Source organism: Rhodococcus sp. G6(2025) (assembly GCF_058628105.1).
On record NZ_CP179750.1, the window covers coordinates 6,637,718 to 6,658,689 of the forward strand.

Here is a 20,972-nt window from a genome sequence, read left to right on the forward strand (position 1 = left end):
CCGACCCACCGGAGTACCGAGATGGATGACACGATCGACGCAGTGCAAGCCGACCGCGACCTGAAGAACAAACACCGCGCCATGTGGGCTCTCGGCGACTACCCCGCGCTGGCCACCGACATCATCGCCGGCCTCGGGCCCGCCCTGGTCCGCGCCAGCCGGGTCAGGCCCGGCGACCGCGTTCTCGACGTCGCGGCAGGCTCCGGCAACGCGGCCATCCCCGCGGCGCTGTCCGGCGCGAGCGTCGTCGCCGGTGACCTCACCCCCGAACTGTTCGACGCCGGACGCCGCCGTGCCGCCGAACTCGGAGCCGAGGTGGAGTGGCGCGAAGCCGACGCCGAGGCCATGCCGTTCGCCGACAACGAGTTCGACACCGTGCTGTCGTGCGTCGGCGTCATGTTCGCCCCGCACCATCAGGCGAGCGCCGACGAACTCGTCCGCGTCTGCCGACCGGGAGGAACGATCGGCCTACTCAGCTGGACCCCCGAAGGTTTCATCGGGCAGATGTTCGCAACGATGAAACCGTATGCACCCCCGCCCCCTCCGGGCGCGCAGCCCCCGCCACTGTGGGGTCGTGAAGAACACGTCCGGGCATTGTTCGGCCATCGCGTCACCGACATCGTGGCAACCCGGCACACCGTGCGCATCGATCAATTCCGGTCACCCGAGGACTTCCGTGACTACTTCAAATCCCGCTACGGTCCGACCATCGCCGTGTACCGGAACATCGCCGACGACCCCGCCCGCGTCGCCGCGCTGGATCACGAACTCGCCGATCTCGCACGTCGTTTCGACCACGGCACCGGCAGCACCGTGATGAACTGGGAGTACCTCCTCCTCACCGCACGGAAGTGGTAGCGAGGTCGACCACTGTCACGCTCTCGTCGCCCGGGTCGGCAGCGTCGTACCAGATCTTCGTCGTCTGACCGTCGACGACCGGTGCGTCGCTGCTGATCACGGCACGACGCCCGGTGTGGTGGCGATGAACTCGAGTTCCTCCAGTGTCAACGGCGACGCGGATGCTTCGGGCGCCGACGCGCTGACCACGACCTGCGCACCGGACGGCCGGGTGACCGACACGAAGGCACCGCCGTTCGACGGGTAGGCCGCGCGAACGATGACGGAACCGTCTTGCAGCGTTTCGGACTTCCTGTCCCGGTCGAGTTCCGACAAAGTTGCTCGTGAGGCGACGGAGTATCCCTACCGCTCAGGAGCGCGATCTCGAGCCGACCGGAGCCGCCCCCGGATGTTGTCGTGAGCACCTCGCACACGTTGTCTCTGCCGAAATCCCCCGGACGCAGCGAACCGATCGGACGGTCCAGGGAGACGTCGGTGCTCGACACACCGGACCACCGCTCATCGAGTGCCCGATTGATGTCGGCAACGGCTCCCCGGGTCAACACGGGTCCCGTCCCGTTCGATTCGGTACTGCACGCACGCATCGGCGGCAACGTGCCCGGCGGAACCCCGGCTGCGACAGCCAAATCCGGCGTCGTCGCGATGGCAGTGAGGTCGTCGAGGGTCAGCGGGGTGCGGCCGGCGTGCCGGGTTCGGGCGTTCGGCTCCGTCGAGTCGCCGTCGTCGACTCTGGCGACGACCCTGGTTCCGTCCGGTAGGTACGCCACTACGTCGCGCTTCAGGTGTCGCACACCGTTGCTTTCGGCCCACGTTTCCTGCAAGTCGAGCACGGTGCCGTTCGGTAGCATTTCGCGCCGGTCCAATCCGCCGGCTACGCAAGGCGGCACCGGCCGATCCCACGCGCGGACATCGACTGTCAGCGTGCCGACCTGTCCGTCCCGGACCAGCGAGCCCCGAGCACTGGTCGACCCATTGAACAGTGCCGCGTCGACATCATCGGGCAACTGCGATTGTGCGATGTCATCGATCGGCTGAAACTCGAGCGACTCGCCGGGACTGGCGAACACCACGTCCACATCGGCGGGCAGAGATTGGATGACGGCGTTCGTCATCGCGGTCGCCTTCGGACCGGAAAACCATGGGTACTTCGCGTTGTAGTAGTCCTGTGACGGGGAATACGCGACGCTGAAGCGTCTCGGCTCCATGGGCGACTCGACGACGTCGCAGCCCGGGATGCGCGAGTCGGCGGACGATTCTTCGGCAGGCTCGTTCAGCATGCCCGCGACCACGATCCCCACCGCCACCACCGACACGACCGCCGTCACGTCCATCCAGATGCTCTTGCGCCATTTCGACTCGACCCGCTGGGTCATCGCACTCCCCCTCCACCCCGACCATGCACACGTTACCCATTCGGCAACTTGGGTATTGCCCGGTCCGGAACGGGTTGCTAGAGTCGAACATGTATTCGAATGACCTTGGGGGAGGTTGGTTGTGGGGGCATTACTTCTCGAGGAATTGCGCGCGTTCACGGCGCGGTTGCAATGTGCCGAGGCGGCGAGTGGCGATGCGGGATTGGGCATCGATCTGCTCGACGCGATCGAGACGTTGAAGTCGGTCGGGTGCGCGGCGCAGGCGGTGATCACCGACGACGTCGCCACGTCTATCCGCGCGGACCGCAAGGCTGCCGGGTTGCCGCGGGCGGACTGGGACCGCGGCATTGCCTCGCAGATTGCGTTGGCACGCAGGGAATCCCCTAACCGTGGTGGTCGGCATCTCGGGTTCGCGCGGGCGTTGGTGCACGAGATGCCGCACACCCTGGCGATGTTGCGGTCGGGCCGGTTGAACGAATGGCGTGCCACGTTGTTGGTGCGGGAGACGGCGTGCCTGTCGGCGACGGATCGGGGCATCGTGGACCGTCGGTTGTGTTCGGACCCGGCCACTCTCGACGGGGTCGGCGACCGCGGGCTGATCGCGCGGGCGAAAGCGTTGGCGGTCGAACTCGACGCCGCGGCGGTTGTAGCCCGGCATCGCAAGGCGGTGTCCGAGCGTCGGGTCACGACACGGCCGGCGCCGGATTCGATGGCCTACCTCAGTGTGTTGATGCCGGTGGAGCAAGCAGTGTGCCTCCAGGCCACGTTGGGGCGGGATGCCGACAGTCTGATCGCGACCGGGAACAGTGGCGGCCGGACCCGCAATCAGCTGATGGTGGACCTGTTGTTCGACCGCGGCACCGGAGCGTCGGTGGCGGCGGGGGTGCCGGTGGCGGTGAATCTGGTGCTCTCGGACGAGACCTTGCTGGCCGGTGGGCACGAGGCCGCGCAGTTGCAGGGGTTCGGGCCGGTGCCGGCGGGGATTGCCCGGCAACTGGTGGCCGAGGCCGTCGATAGTGGCACCGAGACGTCGTTGCAGCGGGTGTATTCGTGCCCCCAGTCGGGGGCGTTGACGGCGATGGAGTCCCGGTCGCGCACGTTCCCGAAGAGCCTGCGAAAGCTGATCGACCTCCGGGATCGGACGTGCCGGACTCCGTGGTGCGATGCGCCGATCCGGCATCACGATCACATCCGCTCACGCAGTAAATTGGGTAAGACCACCGCGCGAAACGGGTCCGGGCTCTGCGAGGCCTGCAACTACGCGAAGGAAGCACCGGGTTGGACAGCACGTCCCGTGAGCAGGCCCGGCGGCACCCACCTCCTCGACCTCGGCACCCCGACCGGGCACCACTACCGATCGGCGGCCCCGCCGCTCCCGGCCGCGGCACGACAGTCGGAGGTCGAGGCGGTACTGATCGCACGCCTGCGTGCGTCGTGACAGCGCGATCACGCCTGGACGACGCCGACCACCGGGGCGTAATCACATGGCGGCAATGCCCGGCTGGTGTTGTCGAGGATGCTCCCGAAGACGACGAACACGATTGTGCCCCTGCCTGTCTCGAGGGTATTGGACAGCGTGACGATGTAGTCGGCCGGCCGCTCCTGATACAACGGCGCTCGCCCCGACTGCATGGTGGTGAGGTTCAGCCAGGCGACCTCGACGAGGTCGCCCTGCAGTGGCGACGACATTGCCGTGTTCATCCCGCTGAAGAAGACATTGACCTTCCCCGGCGGAATGACTGGGACAGGAAGGTTCTCGTCGACGGCGGGGCCTGCTATCGCGCGAGCGATACCGACCGAATCGTTCTGCTCTCCGAAGCCGGCAGGGAGGCAGTCGGCTGCGGTGGTGTCGTACAGGAACGGCTGGGCGGTGCCCTCGACGAGATGAACCGATCGGGGGAAGTAGTTGTAGCGCGGTGTACCGTCGGCGATGCGCTCGATGGTGGTCGTGATCGACTGCGCGGTGCGGGTGCTGATCGGCATGGCGGCCGATTGGAGGGCGGCTCGCACTGCCGCCACGTCGCCGAGCGGCGGGGGCACGGCGCGCGCTTCACCGGCCGCCATGGAGACGAGCACACCGACACACGCCGCAAGTCCTGCAATTCGTCCACGCATGAATGGATGCTAGCGGCCACAGGGACTTGCCGAATCAGCTTCGTGAACGCCCGGCAAGTGCCAGGCTTGAGGTCATGGACAGCATCAACTCGATGGGTGACCGGTAATGGCCCGCCCGGTACGCGTCGTCGTGCTCGGCGCCGGCTCGTGGGGGACGACGGTGGCAGGTCTCGCCGCCCACAACACACCGACCCTGCTGTGGGCGCGGAACTCGGATACGGCCGACGAGATCAACAACGAGCACCGCAACTCCCGCTACCTCGGCGACCGCCCGCTCCCCGACTCCATGCGCTCCACAGCCGAGATCGTCGAAGCGGCCCATGAAGCCGACGTTCTCGTGGTTGGGGTGCCGTCGCACGCGGTCCGCAGCACCCTCGCGCAGATCGCCAACGAGGTGCGGGCGTGGGTGCCGGTGCTGTCGCTGGCGAAGGGGCTGGAGCCGGGAACACGGCTGCGACCCACCGAGGTGATCGCCGAGTGCCTGCCCGGGCATCCGGTCGGGCTTCTCGCGGGCCCGAATATTGCGCGGGAGATCGTGGACGGACTGGCGGCCGCGTCGGTCGTGGCCACCCAGGACGTTCGGGTGGCCACCGCGTTGCAGCCGTTGTTCGCGTCCGCCGTGTTCCGGGTGTACCGGAACACCGATGTGCTGGGCTGCGAACTCGGTGGCGTGCTGAAGAACATCGTGGCGATCGCCTCGGGAATGGCCGACGGGCTGGATGTCGGCGACAACACGCGCGCGATGGTCCTGGCGCGAGGGTTGGCCGAGATGACCCGGCTGGGTGAGGCGATGGGCGCGAACCCGCGGACGTTCGCGGGACTCACCGGGGTCGGAGACCTGATCGCCACCTGTATGAGCCCGAGTTCGCGTAACCGGCGGGTGGGCGAGTACATCGCCCGCGGCATGACGGTCGACGAGGCGGTCGCAAAGTTGGGGCAGGTGGCCGAGGGCGTGAAGACGGCCCCCACCGTGATGGAACTGGCCCGCGACTACAACGTGGAGATGCCCATTGCCGCCGAGGTCGAGGCGGTGGTCGCGGGTCGGCAGACGCCGGAAGGCGCCTACCGTGGCCTGCGGAAAGTCGCTGCCGGCGGAGAGCACGAGGTGGCATGACCGCACGACTGCAACCGGCAGTAGCACTATCTAGACGTTTCTAAGCAATCTCCTAGAAAACTGGGGCAGACTCCTGAATGGAGGCACCCCAGCAAGCAGCGTCGTGCGGGGACGTATGCGTGAGAGAAGTCAGCATGAGTTCACCGACCTCGGTTGGTCCCGGAGACTCGTCGGCGCGCGCGTTCCCCCTGTCACCCGCGCAAGCGGGGATGTGGCTCGCGCAGCACGTCGATCCCGCGGTTCCGGTGTCGGTCGCCCAGTACGTCGACATCCACGGCGACCTGGACCGGAGCGCCCTCACAGACGCGTGTGTCCGCGCGGCCGCCGAGTTCGAGTCGTTTTTCCTGAAGGTCTCCGAGATCGACGGGCAACCGCTGCAATGGGTGGACCCGAGCCTGGACGCCTCCGTCGGCTACCTCGACTTCCGGGACACGCCGGACCCGGAGGCGTCGGCGCACGCGTGGATGCGCACCGAGACCGCCGATCCGATCGACATCCAGCGTGACCGTCTGACCGTCTCGTTCCTTCTCCACGTCGGACACGACCATTACTTCTGGTATTCGCGCGCCCACCACATCGCGATGGACGGTTTCGGGTCCGTCACGATGCTCTACCGGATCGCCGCGCTCTACACCGCCGCGGTGCACGGACTGCCACCACCCGCGAGCAGTCCGGTCGGTCTGCGGCGCATCCACGAACTCGAGACCTACTACCGCACCTCCGCCCGCCGGGAATCCGACCGGGACTACTGGACAGAAACGATGCGTGGTGTCACCCACGCGAGCACCCTCGCGCGCGGCTCCGCGCCGCCGACCGCCGGTTCCCGGCACGTCGGCGCAACGTTAACCACCGAGGTCGTCGATCAACTCGAGAAGAGCGCGGCAGCGCACGGCGTCAATCCTGCGACGCTCACCGTCTGTGCGGTCGCGGGCTATCTGGCGCGAATGACCGGCGAGGACGACGTCACGCTCAGCCTGCCGGTGTCGGCACGCACGACGGCGGCGCTGCGCCGGTCCGGCGGAATGGTGTCCAACGTGGTGCCGCTGCGCATCACGTCCGCGGGGACAGGGACTGTCGGCGATCTGGTGTCCCGCACGCGCCTCGTGATGTCGGGCGCCCTGCGGCATCAGCGGTACCGGCACGAGGACATTCGCGCAGACCTGGGAAGCGCACTGTCCGGGCCGCGACTGTTCGGCCCCGCCGTCAACATCATGCTGTTCCCCGAAGAGTTGGAACTCGGTTCGCTACGCAGCCAATTGCATGTGCTGTCTTCGGGTCCGATCGAAGACCTCCTGGTGAATCTGTACCGGTACGGTCCCCGAGGACGTGTGCACCTCGATTTCAAGGCGAACCCGAGACTGTATTCGCAGGACGAGCTCGAGGGGCACCATACGAGATTCCTGCGGTACTTCCGGCACTTCCTCGACGCCGATGCCGCCCACCCGATCGGTGAACTCCCGGTCCTCACGGAGAACGAAACCGCGGCACTGGTCCCCTTCCCCGGACCGCCCGACAGCGTGCCCGTCACGCTCGCCCACGTGTTTCGCGCCTCCGCCGCACAGCATCCGGACGCGACCGCCGTCGTCAGCGCCGGCCGCGAGATCACCTACCGCGAACTCGACGGGCGATCGGATCGGATCGCTGCGATGCTGGCACGGCTCGGCGTCGGGTCCGGCGACATGGTCGCGGTGGCTTTCCCGCGGTCCTCCGACTACGTCTGCGCGGTCTGGGCCGTCGCGAAGACGGGGGCGGCATTCCTGCCGGTGGATCCGACCTACCCGGTCGCCCGTGTTCGGCACATGCTCGACGACTCCCACGCGGCAGTCGGGTTGACGTCCACCGAATACACGAACACGCTGCCGGACAGCATCGAGTGGCTACTGCGCGACGAGTCGGGCGGCTCGACCGCCGACGATGTGCCCACGCCGACAACGCGACTCGACGACGCCGCCTACCTCATCTACACATCCGGATCCACCGGAGTTCCCAAGGGAGTCGTGGTCACCCACCGCGGGATCGCCAATCTGGTCTCCGCGCAGCGCACCCGACTCGACCTCGACAGCGCGGCAAGGGTTCTGCATGTCGCATCACCGAGCTTCGACGCCTCCGTCTTCGAGATGCTGATGGCCTTCGGCTCCGGTGCTGCGCTCGTCATCGCCTCACCCGCAGTGTTCGGTGGATCCCCTCTCGCACGGCTGATGACCACCGAACGCGTCACCCACGCGGTGATCACCCCGTCGGTCCTGGCGTCGATGGACCCCGGGGAGGTCGGAGGCCTGCGCACACTCGTCGTCGCGGGTGAGAAGTGTCCGCCGGAACTGTTGTCTCGGTGGGCATCCCGATGCCGGATGATCGACGCGTACGGTCCGGCGGAGACTACCGTCATGGCGACCGTCAGCAAACCCCTCGCCGATGAGGAAACCGTCACCATTGGCCGGCCGATCCACGGAACGAGGGCCGTGGTCCTCGACCACCGGCTCCGCCCGGTCCCCGCCGGTGTGGTCGGCGAGCTGTACGTCGCGGGGACCGCCCTGGCCCGCGGGTACCACCGCAGGGTTCGGCAGACGTCGGAACGGTTCGTCGCCGACCCGTACGGACCAGCGGGCACCCGCATGTACCGCACCGGCGACACGGTCCGCTGGACCCGGGACCACGAACTCGAGTACCTCGGACGCAGCGACGAACAGGTGAACCTGCGGGGTCTGCGCGTCGAGCCCGGCGAGATCGACGCGACACTCCTCCGGTTCCCGGCGGTTCGGTTCGCTGTCACCGTGATTCGCTCGCAGGCGGTCGGCGATCAGCTCGTGTCGTACGTGGTGGGCACCGACACCGTGTCCGAGCAGGACTTGCTGTCGTTCCTCAGCGCCGAGCTGCCACCGCATCTCGTGCCGGCCGCCGTCGTCGTGCTCCCCGACATTCCGTTGACCCCGTCGGGCAAGCTGGACCGCACTGCCCTCCCCGAGCACAGCCTCCCGTCACGTTCCCGGACCGCCCCCAGAAGTGAGCGCGAACGCACACTCCACGGCCTGTACGCCGACGTTCTCGGGACGTCCGATTTCGGTGTGGACGAGTCGTTCTTCGCGCTCGGCGGCGACAGCATCATGGCGATCCAATTGGCCTCCCGGGCGAGGAGTGCGGGAATCTCGTTCACTCCGCGCGACGTTTTCGAGCAGCGCACGATCTCCCGTCTCGGCCACGTCGCGGGGAGCGACCTCGACAGACCGGTCCTCGCGGAACTGCCCGGCGGCGGGGTCGGCGACATGCCGCTCACCCCGGCGGCCCGATTTCTCCTCGACCGGGCGGGCGTCATCGACCGGTACGCACAGGCGGTGGCGGTGGAACTGCCACGGGGCATGGACACGGAGAGGTTGCACACGGTGATCGGCGCCGTCGCCGACCGGCATGACGCACTGCGGGCGCGCCTCGTGCGCGGCTCGGACGGGACGGCGTTCCTCACCGTGAGCCCGGCAGGCGCACCGCTGCCGGCGGGCACGACCCTGCGGGTCCCGCTGCCCGACCACGCCGACCCGGCGCAGCGTACGCGGGACGAACACGAGGCCGCAGTCCGCCGATTGAATCCTGCTGCGGGCGTGATGGTGCAGTGCGTCTGGCTCGATCCCGGACCGGAAGACACCACGCGCCGCGGGCGGCTCCTCCTCGTCGCCCATCACCTGGTGATCGACGGGGTGTCGTGGCGAATCCTGATCGGCGATCTCGCGGCAGCGTGGGCGCAGGTGGAGGCGGGGATATCGCCTACCCTGGCACCGATCGGCACCTCCCTGCGCCGGTGGTCGCACGGCCTGATCGAGGAGGCGCAGCGGCCGGGCCGCAGGTCCGAGCTGCCGTTCTGGCGTGAGATGACCGCGTACGAGGATTCGCCGCTCGGCACCCGCCCCCTCGACACGCGGCGTGACGTGAATTCCACCGTGGATCGGGTCCACACGGAAGTGTCTGCGGACGTCACGCACTCGTTGCTCACCGGCCTCCCGGCCGCCTTCCGCTGTGAGGTCAACGACGCACTGCTCACCGCGCTCACCCTCGCCCTCGCGCAGTGGCAGCGCCGGCGGGGACGACCGGCCACCGCGCCGGTGATCCGGCTCGAGGGGCACGGCCGCGAGGAAGCGGTGCTCCCCGGCGCCGACCTTTCCCGCACCGTCGGGTGGTTCACCAGTATCTTCCCGATTCGCCTCGACCTCGGGGACGTCGATCTGGACGAGGCGTTCGCGGGCGGCCCTGCTGCAAGCACCGCGATCAAGTTGGTCAAGGAACAGTTGCGTGCGGTGCCCGACAAGGGCATCGGCTACGGGCTGTTGCGGTATCCGGGGGACGACCTCGGCCAGGTGGCCTTCAACTACCTCGGCCGGCTCGATACCGCGGAGACAGAACATGATTGGCGCCCGGTGCGGGATGACACCGCCGTGTTCTCGTCGGCGGAACCGTCGATGCCGGTCACCGCGCTGATCGACATCACCGCGTTCACCACCCACGGCGTCCTCGACGCCACCTTCGCATACCCGGCGGGTGCGATTGCGCCCGAGGACGTGCGGGCGCTGGGCGATCTCTGGGAGCAGGCGCTGACAGCGCTCGCCGCGGTGGCGCGGTCTCCGCACGCCGGTGGGCTCACCCCGTCCGATCTGCCGCTCGTCGCCGTGGACCGCAACGACATCGACGAGTGGGAGCGGGACCATCCGGGTCTGCTCGACGTATGGCCGCTGACGCCGTTGCAGTCGGGCCTGCTGTTCCACGCGGCACTCGCGGGTACGGATGCCGATCCGTATGCGATGCAGGTGATCCTGACCCTGTCCGGACACCTCGATCAGGATCGGCTCCGGCGCGCATGCAGCGCCGTCCTTGCGGGGCACGCGAACCTGCGCACCGCGTTCGTGCGCGACAGTCGCGGCGTCCCGGTGCAACTCGTGCTCGACGACGTGCCGCTGCGGTGGCGGCACGTCGACCTCACGGGCGTCACAGAGGATCCCGAGGACATCCTGCGCGACGACCGCACCGCCCGCTTCGACATGTCTGCCCCACCGCTGATTCGGTTCACCCTGCTGTCGCGGGGGGCGAACCGCGTCGACCTGGCGATCACCGCCCACCACATCGTGTTGGACGGCTGGTCCATGCCGTTGCTGGTGCGCGAACTCTTCACCGCCTACCAACGCGACGACGTCCGCACCGAGCCGCCGGATTCGAGCCCGTACCGCGACTACCTGGTGTGGCTGACGACGAAGGACACCGAGGCCTCGGCGCGGGCGTGGGCCGCGGCTCTCGACGGCATCACCGAGCCCGCCGCCCGGGCCGAGCCCACCCCCACCACGTCGGAGACGGTGCTGGAGCTGAGCGAGGAGGACACCCGAAAGCTGACGGCCCGCGCTACCGAGCTCGGCGTCACGCTGAGCACGATCGTGCAGGCAGCCTGGGGAATTGTCATCGGGCAGGCGACCGCCCGGGACGACGTCGTGATCGGCGCGACCGTCTCCGGCAGGCCCGCGGACGTCGCCGGGGTGGAGAGTGCGGTGGGATTGTTCGTCAACACCGTGCCAGTGCGGATCCCGCTGGACCCCGATACCGACACCGCCATGCTGCTCACCCGCCTTCAGGCCGACCATGTGCGCCTCCTGGACCATCACCATCTGGGCCTGGCGGACATCCAGCAGGCAGTCGGAGTGGCGCCGCTGTTCGACACGCTGGTCGCGTTCGAGTCGTACCCCGTGGACCGCACCGCGCTGCCGGAACCCGTCGACGGACTCACACTGGACGAGGTCCGCGCACACGATGCGTCGCACTACGCCGTGACGCTGGCGGTGACAGTCGCCCGGACCCTCCGGTTGACGGCGAAGTGCCGGTCACATCGGTACGACGAGAAAGCCCTGCTCGCCCGGGTCGGCCGCGTCCTCGAGTGCATCAGCGGGGATCCGCACGTCGTCCTCGGCAGGCTCGACCTCCTCGGCGATCAGGAGCGCGAGCGGGTGCTGCGCACCTGGAACGCGACGGACGCACCGGTTCCCTCGCAGACCCTGGTGGACCTGTTCGACGCGCAGGCCGAGCGTTCCCCGGAGGCCGTCGCGGTGGTCTTCGGCCCGGATCGATTGACGTACGCGGAGTTCGACGCACGGGTGAATCGACTCGCCCGGTATCTCGTCGCGAAGGGAATCGGACCGGAAACCGTCGTCGGTGTCGCGGTACCCCGCTCGATCCAGCTTCTCGTGGCGCTGCACGCGGTATTGAAAGCCGGCGGCGCCTACCTGCCGATGGACCCCGAGCACCCACTCGGACGAACGGCACTCGTCATCGACTCGGCCTCACCCGCGCTGGTCCTCACGTCCGATTCCCGCAATCGCACGGTCCCGAACGGAGTCGCCGGCGTGGATCTCGATCTGTTGGACGTCACCGGGTACGACCCCCGATCTATCACGGATTCCGAGCGACGCGCACCGCTGCATCCGGCGAACGCCGCGTACGTCATCTACACGTCAGGTTCCACGGGCCGGCCCAAGGGCGTGACGGTGACCCACGAGATGATGGTGAACCAGTTCCGCTGGGCGCAGACGCTGACACCGCTCGACGGTTCCGATGCGGTATTGCACAAGACGCCTCTCACGTTCGACATTTCCGCGTGGGAACTGCTGTGGCCCTTGCACACCGGTGCACGGGTGGTGATCACCGCACCCGACGGACACCGCGATCCCCGCTACCTCGCACGGATCGTCGCGCGGGAGTCGATCACGACTCTCCATGTCGTGCCGTCGATGCTCGACGCCTTTCTGGAGCAGTGCGGGCCGCGGGAACTCGCCCCGCTGCGCCGCGTGTACTCGGCGGGTGAACCCCTGTCCGCGGCGACGGCATCGCGATTCGAGGGACGCAGTCCCGCCGCGCTGTACAACTGGTACGGCCCGTGCGAGGCGGCGGCGGCGACCTCGGAGTCGGTCGACGGCAACGATTTCGGCACGGCGGTCGCCATCGGCCGTCCCATTCACAACATACGTACGTATGTACTCGACAGCCGGCTCCGGCCGGCGCCGATCGGGACAAGGGGCGAGTTGTACCTTGCCGGTGCGTACTTGGCGCGCGGGTATGCCGGACGCCCCGACCTGACCGCCGAGCGGTTCGTCGCCGATCCCTTCGGCGGAACCGGTGGACGGATGTACCGCACCGGCGACGTGGTGCGGTGGAATCAGTCGGGCCGGCTCGAGTATCTCGGGCGCACCGACTTCCAGATCAAACTCCGCGGCCAGCGCATCGAACCCGGCGAGATCGAGTCCGCGCTCACGTCCGACCCGGCTGTGACCCACGCGGCGGTCACGGTGCACCGTGACCCGGAAGCGGGAGATCGGCTGATCGCCTATGTCGTAGCCGCGGACGGTGTGCCGCCGGATGAGCGACGGATCGTCGACCGTCTCGCCGGTCTGCTCCCGGACTACATGATTCCCTCCGCCGTCGTCCCGCTCGCGGCACTACCACTCACCACCAGTGGAAAGCTGGATCGCGCCGCCCTACCGGAACCGGCCTCCGCGACCTCCTCCTTCGACCCGCCCGTCACCCCCACCGAGGACGTGGTCGCGTTCGTGTTCGCGGAGGTCACCGGCACCGGCGGGGTGGGCAGGCACGACAACTTCTTTGCGGCGGGCGGAAACTCGCTGACCGCGGCGCAAGCCGTCGCCCGCGTCGGAGCGGCGCTGGGAATCTCCGTCGACGTCCGCGCACTGTTCGACCACCCGACGGTCGCGGACCTGTCGGAGTATCTCGCGAAGCGAACGCACCAGACCGGGCGGGCGCCCCTCGTCCCCCGCGCCCCGACCGCCCACGTGCCGCTGTCCCTGGCACAGCAGCGACTGTGGTTCCTGAACCGGCTCGACGGACGCTCGGCGACCGACAGCATTCCCGTCGTGCTCCGCCTCACCGGCACGCTCGACGAATCGGCACTGTGTGCGGCGGTGGGTGACGTGATCGAACGACACGAACCCCTGCGCACCGTCTATCCCGAGCACGACGGGGTCCCCTGCCAGCATGTTCTCCCCACCTCCGCGGTGCCGCCGTGCACGGTGCGGACGACGACGGACCCGATCGGCCGGGTCCGCGGCCTGCTGTCGACCGGATTCGACCTCACCGCCGAACCCCCGGTTCGCACCGAACTTCTCGCGGTGAGCGCCGACGAATGGGTGCTGGCCCTCGTCGTCCATCACATCAGTGCGGACGGGTTCTCGCTGGGACCGCTCGCCCGGGATGTGATGGCCGCATATCGCGCCCGGGCGCAGGGCAACTCGCCGGTCTGGATGCCCCTTCCCGTCCGCTACGCCGACTACGCCCTCTGGCAGCGTGAACTGCAGGACGGGCAGCGCGGACTGGCGTATTGGACGCAGACCCTGTCCGGGTTGCCCGAACTGCTCCCCCTGCCGTTCGACCGTGCGCGCCCGCCCGTCACGACGCACCGGGGCGCGAGCATCGAGTTCATTCTCGACGCCGAGATTCATCGGCGGATTCGTGCTCTCGCGCGTACTCACGACGCCACTCCGTTCATGGTGGTGCATGCGGCGCTGGCCGTCCTCGCGGCCAGACTCGGCGACACGTCGGACATCGTCGTCGGCACGCCGATCGCGGGTCGCGGGCCCCGCGCACTCGACGATCTCGTCGGGATGTTCGTCAATACACTGGTGCTCCGGACAGACGTCCCGCTGCACACCACGTTCGCCGACATGATCGGCCGCGTGCGGGACGTCGATCTGGCCGCGTACGCCCATGCGGACGTCTCGTTCGAGGAGGTTGTGCAGGCGGTCGCGCCCGCTCGGTCCCGCAGTCGTAATCCGCTGTTCCAGCTGGCGCTCGCCTATCACAACACGGCGCCGGTCGTGATCGACCTGCCGGAGATCTCCGCCGACATCGTCGAGATCGAGACGCACACCGCGAAATTCGACCTCCAGCTCACGGTCACCGAATCAGTGGACGACGCAGGCGCCCCGGGACCGATATCGTGCGTTTTCACCTACGCCACCGATCTGTTCGACGACGACACGGTCTCGGGAGTCGCGGACCGGTTCCAGCGCCTTCTGCGGGCCGCGCTCGCACACCCGTCCGCCGTGATCGGCGACATCGACGTGCGGGACGTCGCGGAACAGCAGGCGCAGCATCACGGACCGCCTTCGGTGCCTCAGCGCACCCTGCCCGACCTGATGTCCACTGCCGCCCGGCAGAATCCGGGGGAATCGGCGCTGACGGCGGACGGCCGGTCGATGACGTATCGCGAACTCGACGCCGAGTCGAATCGGCTCGCCCGCGCCCTGATGCGGCGCGGGGTGGGACCCGAGGCTCTCGTGGCCCTCGGGGTGCCGCGCTCGGTCCTGTCCGTCGTCTCCGTGTGGGCGGTCGCGAAGACGGGTGCCGCGTTCGTGCCCGTCGACCCGCACTACCCCGCCGCGCGGGTCCGGTACCTGATGGACGACTCCGGCGCCGCCCTCGGGCTGACCACCGCCGCGGACCGCGAGGCCCTGCCGGACGGTACGGACTGGCTGTTGCTCGACGACCCGGACTTCCGAACAGAATGTCGCGGCTACTCTTCGGCCCCGGTCACCGATGCCGACCGTGCTCGGCCGCTCGATGCGCGCCACCCCGCGTACGTGATCTACACATCCGGTTCGACGGGAAATCCCAAGGGAGTGGTGGTGACCCACACCGGTCTCGCCGACTTCACGGCGGAACAGCGGGAGCGGTATTCGGTGACGGCGTCGTCGCGCACCCTGCACGCGTCGTCTCCCAGCTTCGACGGCTCGGTGCTGGAGATACTGCTCGCGCTCGGTGCGGGCGCCTGCATGGTGCTCGCACCACCGACAGTCCAGGCCGACGACCCGCTCACGGACCTGCTGTCCCGCGAGCGGGTCAGCCACGTGTTCACCACGCCGACGGTGCTGGCGACGGTCGACCCGCGCGGCCTGCACGACCTCCGGGTCGTCGTGGTGGGCGGCGAACCCTGCCCACCGGAACTCGTGGCGGTGTGGGCGGCGCAGGAACAGATGTTCAACGGATACGGTCCGACCGAGACGACGGTCATGGCGAGTATCAGTGATCCCCTGGCGGCCGGCGGGCCGGTCACCATCGGCCGTCCGGTCCGCGGCGCCACCGTACTCCTGCTGGATTCGCGTCTGCATCCGGTTCCGACGGGAGTGGCCGGCGAACTCTACATCTGCGGTCCGGGCGTCGCCCGCGGCTATCATCGCAGGCCCGCGCTGACCGCCGCGCGCTTCGTCGCCTCCCCGTTCGGCACCTCCGGGGAGCGGATGTATCGGACGGGCGATGTGGGTCGGTGGCGTCGCGACGGGTCGATCGAGTATCTGCACCGCAACGACTCGCAGATCGAACTGCGCGGCGTCCGAATCGAACTCGGCGAGATCGACGCCACCCTTCTCACCCATTCGACCGTGCGATTCGCGGCGACGGATGTGCGTGAACTGCGGGACGGCGTCGACGCACTCGTGTCGTACGTGATCCCGGCACGGAACGAGACGGTCGATCCGGATCAGCTGATCCGCTACGCGGCGACGCGTCTGCCGACGACGCTGGTGCCCGCGATCGTGGTCGTGGTGGACGCCGTCCCGCTCACCGTGAACGGGAAACTGGACCGCTCGGCGCTGCCCGACCCCGTCCCTCCGGCGACCGAATTCGAGGCCCCGCACACGCCCGCCGAACGGGTGGTGGCCACAGTGTTCGCCGAGGTGCTCGGACTCGACCTCGTGGGTCGTGAGGCCAACTTCTTCGCCGTGGGCGGCAGTTCCCTGTCCGCCACGCGCGCCGCGTCCCGGATCGGTGCCGCACTGCACACGACGGTGCCGGTGCGCGCGGTGTTCGACTCGCCGACCGTCTCGGCGCTCGCGGCATCTGTCACCGAGCAGACCGACGGCGCGACGCACGTCGCACTCACCGTGCGTCCGCGCCCGGCCCGCGTGCCGCTGTCGCCTGCGCAGCAACGCCTGTGGTTCCTCGCCCGCCTCGCACCCGGCTCCCCCGAATACACCATCCCGATGGCATTGCGGCTGACCGGGGCACTCGACGTCGCCGCGCTCACCGCGGCCGTCGCGGACGTGGTGGGCCGTCACGAACCGCTGCGCACCGTGTATCCCGACAGTGACGGCGTGGCCTACCAGCAGTTGATCCCGGTGTCGCGGGCCGCTCCCACACTCCGACCGATACCCGTGTCCCGCGGTGACGTCGCCGCGCGGGTTGCGACGTTCGCGTCGAAGGGTTTCGCCCTGGACGCCGAACCGCCGATCCGTGCCCGGCTGTTCGCCCCGGCCCCCGACGAATGGGTGCTCGCCGTCATGGTCCACCACATCAGCACGGACGGGTTCTCGGTGCCGGTGCTCGTCCGCGACGTGATGACCGCCTACGCGGCGCGGGTCTCGAGCGAGGCACCGCGGTGGCCCGAGTTACCGGTCCAGTACACGGATTACACCCTGTGGCAGCACGAGTTGCTGGGCGACCGCGACGACCCGCAGTCCGTTGCCGCCCAGCAACTGTCGTACTGGAAGGACACGTTGTCGGGTGCGCCGGAACAGCTGTCCCTCCCTGCAGACCGGCCGCATCCCGCCATTGCGTCGCACCGCGGCGGAACAGTCGAATTCGCGCTCGACGACGTGCTCTATCGCGCGGTCGAGCACACCGCTACGGCCCTTGCCGTCACCCCGTTCATGGTCGTGCACGCGGTATTCGCGGTGTTGCTCGCGAGGCTCAGCGGATCCACCGACATCGTGATCGGCACTCCCGTCGCGGGACGCGGGGATCAAGCCCTCGACGACCTGGTGGGCATGTTCGTCAACAACCTGGTCCTGCGCACCGACGTGATTCCCGCGGAAAGCTTCGCGGACCTGCTCGGCCGCGTGCGAGAGGTCGACCTGGACGCGTTCGCGCACTCCACCGTTCCGTTCGAAACCGTGGTCGAGGTGCTCGATCCCGCCCGGTCACGTGCACGCAATCCACTGTTTCAGGTGGCCCTGGCGTTCCAGAACCTCGACCACACCCCGCTCACCCTGCCCGGACTGCGGGTGTCGGCGATGACTCCCCCTACCCGGTCGGCCCGATTCGACCTGCAACTCACCGTGACCGCCGATCCGGACCCGTCGACGGAACGCACCCGGCGTGCGGCGGTGTTCACGTACGCCACCGACCTGTTCGACCACCACACCGTCGCGGACATCGGCGAACGGTTCATCCGGATGTTGAGCGAGGCCGTCGCACAACCGGATACGTCCGTCGGCGACCTCGCCCTCCTCGATCCGGACCCGGACGTCCCCACCGCGGTGCCGTCCTCCGGCGAGACTCTCGTCGATCTGTTCGAGCGGCAGGTCGCGGGTTCGCCCGACGCGACCGCCGTCGTTTCCGGAGATCGTGCGCTCACCTACCGTGAACTCGACGAGCAGGTCAATCGATTGGCCCGGCACCTGATCGGCGCCGGCGTCGGCCCGGAGTCCATGGTGGGACTGGCGATTCGCCGCTCGGTCGAACTCCTCGTCGGAATGTATGCCGTCGCGAAAGCGGGCGGGGCGTACGTGCCGATCGACCCCGATCAGCCCGCGCAGCGCAATGCCCAGGTCATCCGGTCGTCGGCCGCGCGTGTCGTCCTCACCACCGAGCGCGATCGGTTCGACCTCTCCGACGTCCTGCCCGCGGAGACACAGCTCGTCGTCATCGACCGGGTGGACCTGTCCGGCGTCGATCCGTCGCCGATCTCCGACCTGGACCGGATCGCTCCCCTGCGGGCGCAGAACCCCGCGTACGTGATCCACACGTCGGGCTCGACGGGCACCCCCAAGGGGGTCGTCGTGACTCATGCGGCCGTCGTGAGCTTCCTGAGCTGGCGCCAGGACACCGACCCGCTCGGCGCGGACGACACGGTGATGCTCAAGTTGCAGTACACGTTCGACGCCTCGGTCCGCGAGTTCTGGTGGCCGCTGATCGCCGGTGCGCGGCTGGTGATCGCTCGACCGGACGGCCACCGCGACCCGCGGCATCTCGCCGAGCTGATCGGACGGCACCGGGTGACCGCGGGATACTTCCTTCCCCTGATGCTGGCCGAGATCCTCGCGATCCCTGACGCCGACCTCACGTCACTGCGGCAGGTGTCCTGTGGCGGGGAGGTCCTGCCTCCCGGCACGGCACACAGTTTCCACGCGCGGTGCCCGGATGCCGTGCTGTACAACGAGTACGGCCCGACCGAGACGGCGGTCGCTGTGACCCGCACGGTCGTCGGCACGGAGGCCGCGACCGTCCCGATCGGTGTGCCGCAGAACGGCGTCGGCGTGCTCGTGCTGGATTCGCGGCTGCATCCGGTGCCCGTCGGCGTTCCGGGTGAGCTCTACCTCGCCGGTGCCCAGTTGGCGCGCGGCTATCTCGGGCAGCCGGGGGTGACGGCCGCCCGATTCCCCGCCAATCCGTGGGGACCGCCCGGTCAGCGGATGTACCGGACCGGCGACGTGGTGAGTCGCCGCAGAGACGGGACGATCGACTATCTCGGCCGGCGCGATCTCCAGGTGAAGATCCGCGGTCAGCGCGTCGAACTGGAGGAGATCGAGACGGCGCTGCGAAGCCATGCTGCCGTCGCGCAGTCCGCGGCGGCCGTGTACGAATCAGCCGGCACGGGGGCCCGGCTGGTCGGCTACGTGGTGCCGCGTCCGGACATGGTGGTGGACACCCGTGCCGTGTCGGCGGAACTGGCACAGCGGCTGCCTCGCTACATGGTGCCCAACCAGGTCGTGGTGCTGGAGGCGCTACCGTCCACACCCCACGGCAAGCTGGATCGACGGGCGCTTCCGGATCCGGGGGTGCCGCGGGCGCAGCGGTTCCGTCCCCCGACGACCCGCACCGAGAAACTGGTCACCGCGGTGTTCGCGGACGTTCTCGGCACGGGTCTGGTGGGGCTGGACGACAATTTCTTCGAACTGGGCGGCAACTCGCTGTCCGCGACCAGGGCTGCGTCACGGCTGCACGCCACGACTCGGGTCGAGGTCCGGCTCGAATGGTTCTTCGCCGACGCGACCGCGGAGAGCATCGCCGCGCGAATCTCGTCGAGTTTCGCGGCGGCCTCCGACGCCTCCGCCGGACTCGGGGTGTTGCTGCCGCTGCACCCGGACGGTGGACGGGAGCCGCTGTTCTGCATCCATCCGGCCATCGGGTTGGCCTGGTGCTATGCGGGATTGAGTGCGCATCTCGGCCCCGACCGCCCCGTCTGGGGGGTGCAGTCGCCCGCCGTGACCATGCCCGTCGAACGGTTTTCGTCGATCACGCAGCGGGCCCATCGATATGTGGAGGAGATTCACCGTGTGCAGCCGCGGGGGCCGTATCACCTGCTCGGGTACTCGGTGGGCGGCGTGATCGCGCACGCGATGGCCGTCGAGTTGCGCTCGCTCGGCGAGGAGGTGCGTGTGCTCGCGATGATCGACAGCTACGCGGCGGCGGAGCGGGACACCCCGGCACCGACGCTGCCGGAACTGCTCACGGAATTCGGCGGCGGGGCGTCGGAGCACCTCGGGCCGGAGCAGCTGACCCGGTTGTACGAGGACTACGTCGACGTCGTCGACGCTGCCGCCGACTTCGTACCGGGACACTTCGACGGCGACCTGGCGTTCTTCGGCGCTGCCAGGAACGGATCCCAGCCCGCTCCGGCGAGCGCAACGTGGCGGCCGTGGATCGATGGGGACGTCATCGCACACACCGTCGACCGCCCACACACCCGGATGACCGACCCGGAGGCGCTGGCCGTCATCGGACCGATCCTGGCCGAATACCTGGCGGGCGCCTCAGCCACCGACGGGACGGAGAATCCACCAGCCACCCAGTGCGAGGCAGCTCAGCGTCACGAGTAGGGACAGACCCACCCAGACGATGCCGGGAACGCGGGTGAGCCGCGCCAGCTGATCCGCATCCGACTCCGGTGCCGCGCCGCGGGCGCGTTGCCGCTGCAGTTCGAGGACCGGACGCGGCGCGGCGACGAGCATGAACAGGGTGATCAGATACGCCGCGGCCACCTGCTGGTCCTGCGTCCCGAACCACACGAGTCCGAACAGCAGCGCCCCGACCACCGTCAGGGAGAACAACCCGTACAGGTTTCGGACGAGGATCAGCATGGCCGCAAGAGCGACGACACCGATCCACAGCACCGCGACCGCGTGCTGGGTGCCCAGCACCCAGGCCGCACCGAGCCCCAGAACGGCAGGACCCACGTAGCCGGCGAACGTCATGAGGACCACACCGAGCCCGGTCGGTTTGCCGGACGAGATGGCGACACCCGACGTGTCCGAGTGCAGCCGCACCCCCTTCAGCGTTCGACCGAACAGCAGGGCGACCACCAGATGCGCGCCCTCGTGCACGATGGTCACCACGTTGCGGGTGACTCGCCAGGCGTGCGGTTCGAGGACGAGTATCACCGCCACCACCGCCGTGACCTGAACGATCCAGGGAGCCGGCGCGGGGCTGACGGCGCTCATGCGCTCCCACAGCGATTGAATTCCATTCATCGGCGCCGAGTGTAC

General features: G+C 68.8%; 7 protein-coding genes. 4 read left to right on the forward strand and 3 right to left on the reverse strand.

Annotated features, from left to right (window positions below):
* Positions 1-21: 21 nt before the first annotated feature.
* Positions 22-858 (forward strand): class I SAM-dependent methyltransferase, encoded by an 837-nt coding sequence (locus ACLIVD_RS30785; protein WP_280780454.1) that lies wholly within the window; start codon positions 22-24, stop codon positions 856-858.
* 146 nt (positions 859-1,004) lie between these two features.
* Here ACLIVD_RS30785 and ACLIVD_RS30790 read toward each other — a convergent pair whose 3' ends face one another.
* Positions 1,005-2,231 carry a hypothetical protein gene (locus ACLIVD_RS30790; RefSeq protein ID WP_491931157.1) on the reverse strand — a complete coding sequence of 409 codons (1,227 nt, stop codon included), beginning with the start codon at positions 2,229-2,231 and terminating at the stop codon, positions 1,005-1,007.
* Between the two features lie 121 nt (positions 2,232-2,352).
* On the opposite strand from ACLIVD_RS30790, the gene ACLIVD_RS30795 reads away from it, so the two are divergent.
* A complete protein-coding gene (locus tag ACLIVD_RS30795) occupies positions 2,353-3,669 on the forward strand; it encodes an HNH endonuclease (RefSeq protein WP_491931158.1) in 1,317 nt (438 codons plus the stop codon).
* Between the two features lie 8 nt (positions 3,670-3,677).
* Here the strand turns inward: ACLIVD_RS30795 and ACLIVD_RS30800 are convergent, their stop codons facing one another.
* Positions 3,678-4,346: an Rv1157c family protein gene (locus tag ACLIVD_RS30800; protein WP_283333823.1), complete on the reverse strand. Its 669-nt coding sequence runs from the start codon at positions 4,344-4,346 to the stop codon at positions 3,678-3,680.
* A 106-nt stretch (positions 4,347-4,452) separates the two neighbouring features.
* On the opposite strand from ACLIVD_RS30800, the gene ACLIVD_RS30805 reads away from it, so the two are divergent.
* Both ACLIVD_RS30805 and ACLIVD_RS30810 read left to right on the forward strand, forming a co-directional pair.
* Positions 4,453-5,460, forward strand: a complete 1,008-nt coding sequence (locus tag ACLIVD_RS30805; RefSeq protein ID WP_317568226.1) for an NAD(P)H-dependent glycerol-3-phosphate dehydrogenase — start codon at positions 4,453-4,455, stop codon at positions 5,458-5,460.
* A gap of 134 nt (positions 5,461-5,594) precedes the next feature.
* A complete protein-coding gene (locus ACLIVD_RS30810; RefSeq protein ID WP_491931160.1) occupies positions 5,595-20,306 on the forward strand; it encodes a non-ribosomal peptide synthetase in 14,712 nt (4,903 codons plus the stop codon).
* Here ACLIVD_RS30810 and ACLIVD_RS30815 read toward each other — a convergent pair.
* Positions 20,241-20,927, reverse strand: a complete 687-nt coding sequence (locus tag ACLIVD_RS30815) for a M50 family metallopeptidase (RefSeq protein WP_491931161.1) — start codon at positions 20,925-20,927, stop codon at positions 20,241-20,243. The genes ACLIVD_RS30810 and ACLIVD_RS30815 overlap by 66 nt on opposite strands.
* Positions 20,928-20,972 lie beyond the last annotated feature (45 nt).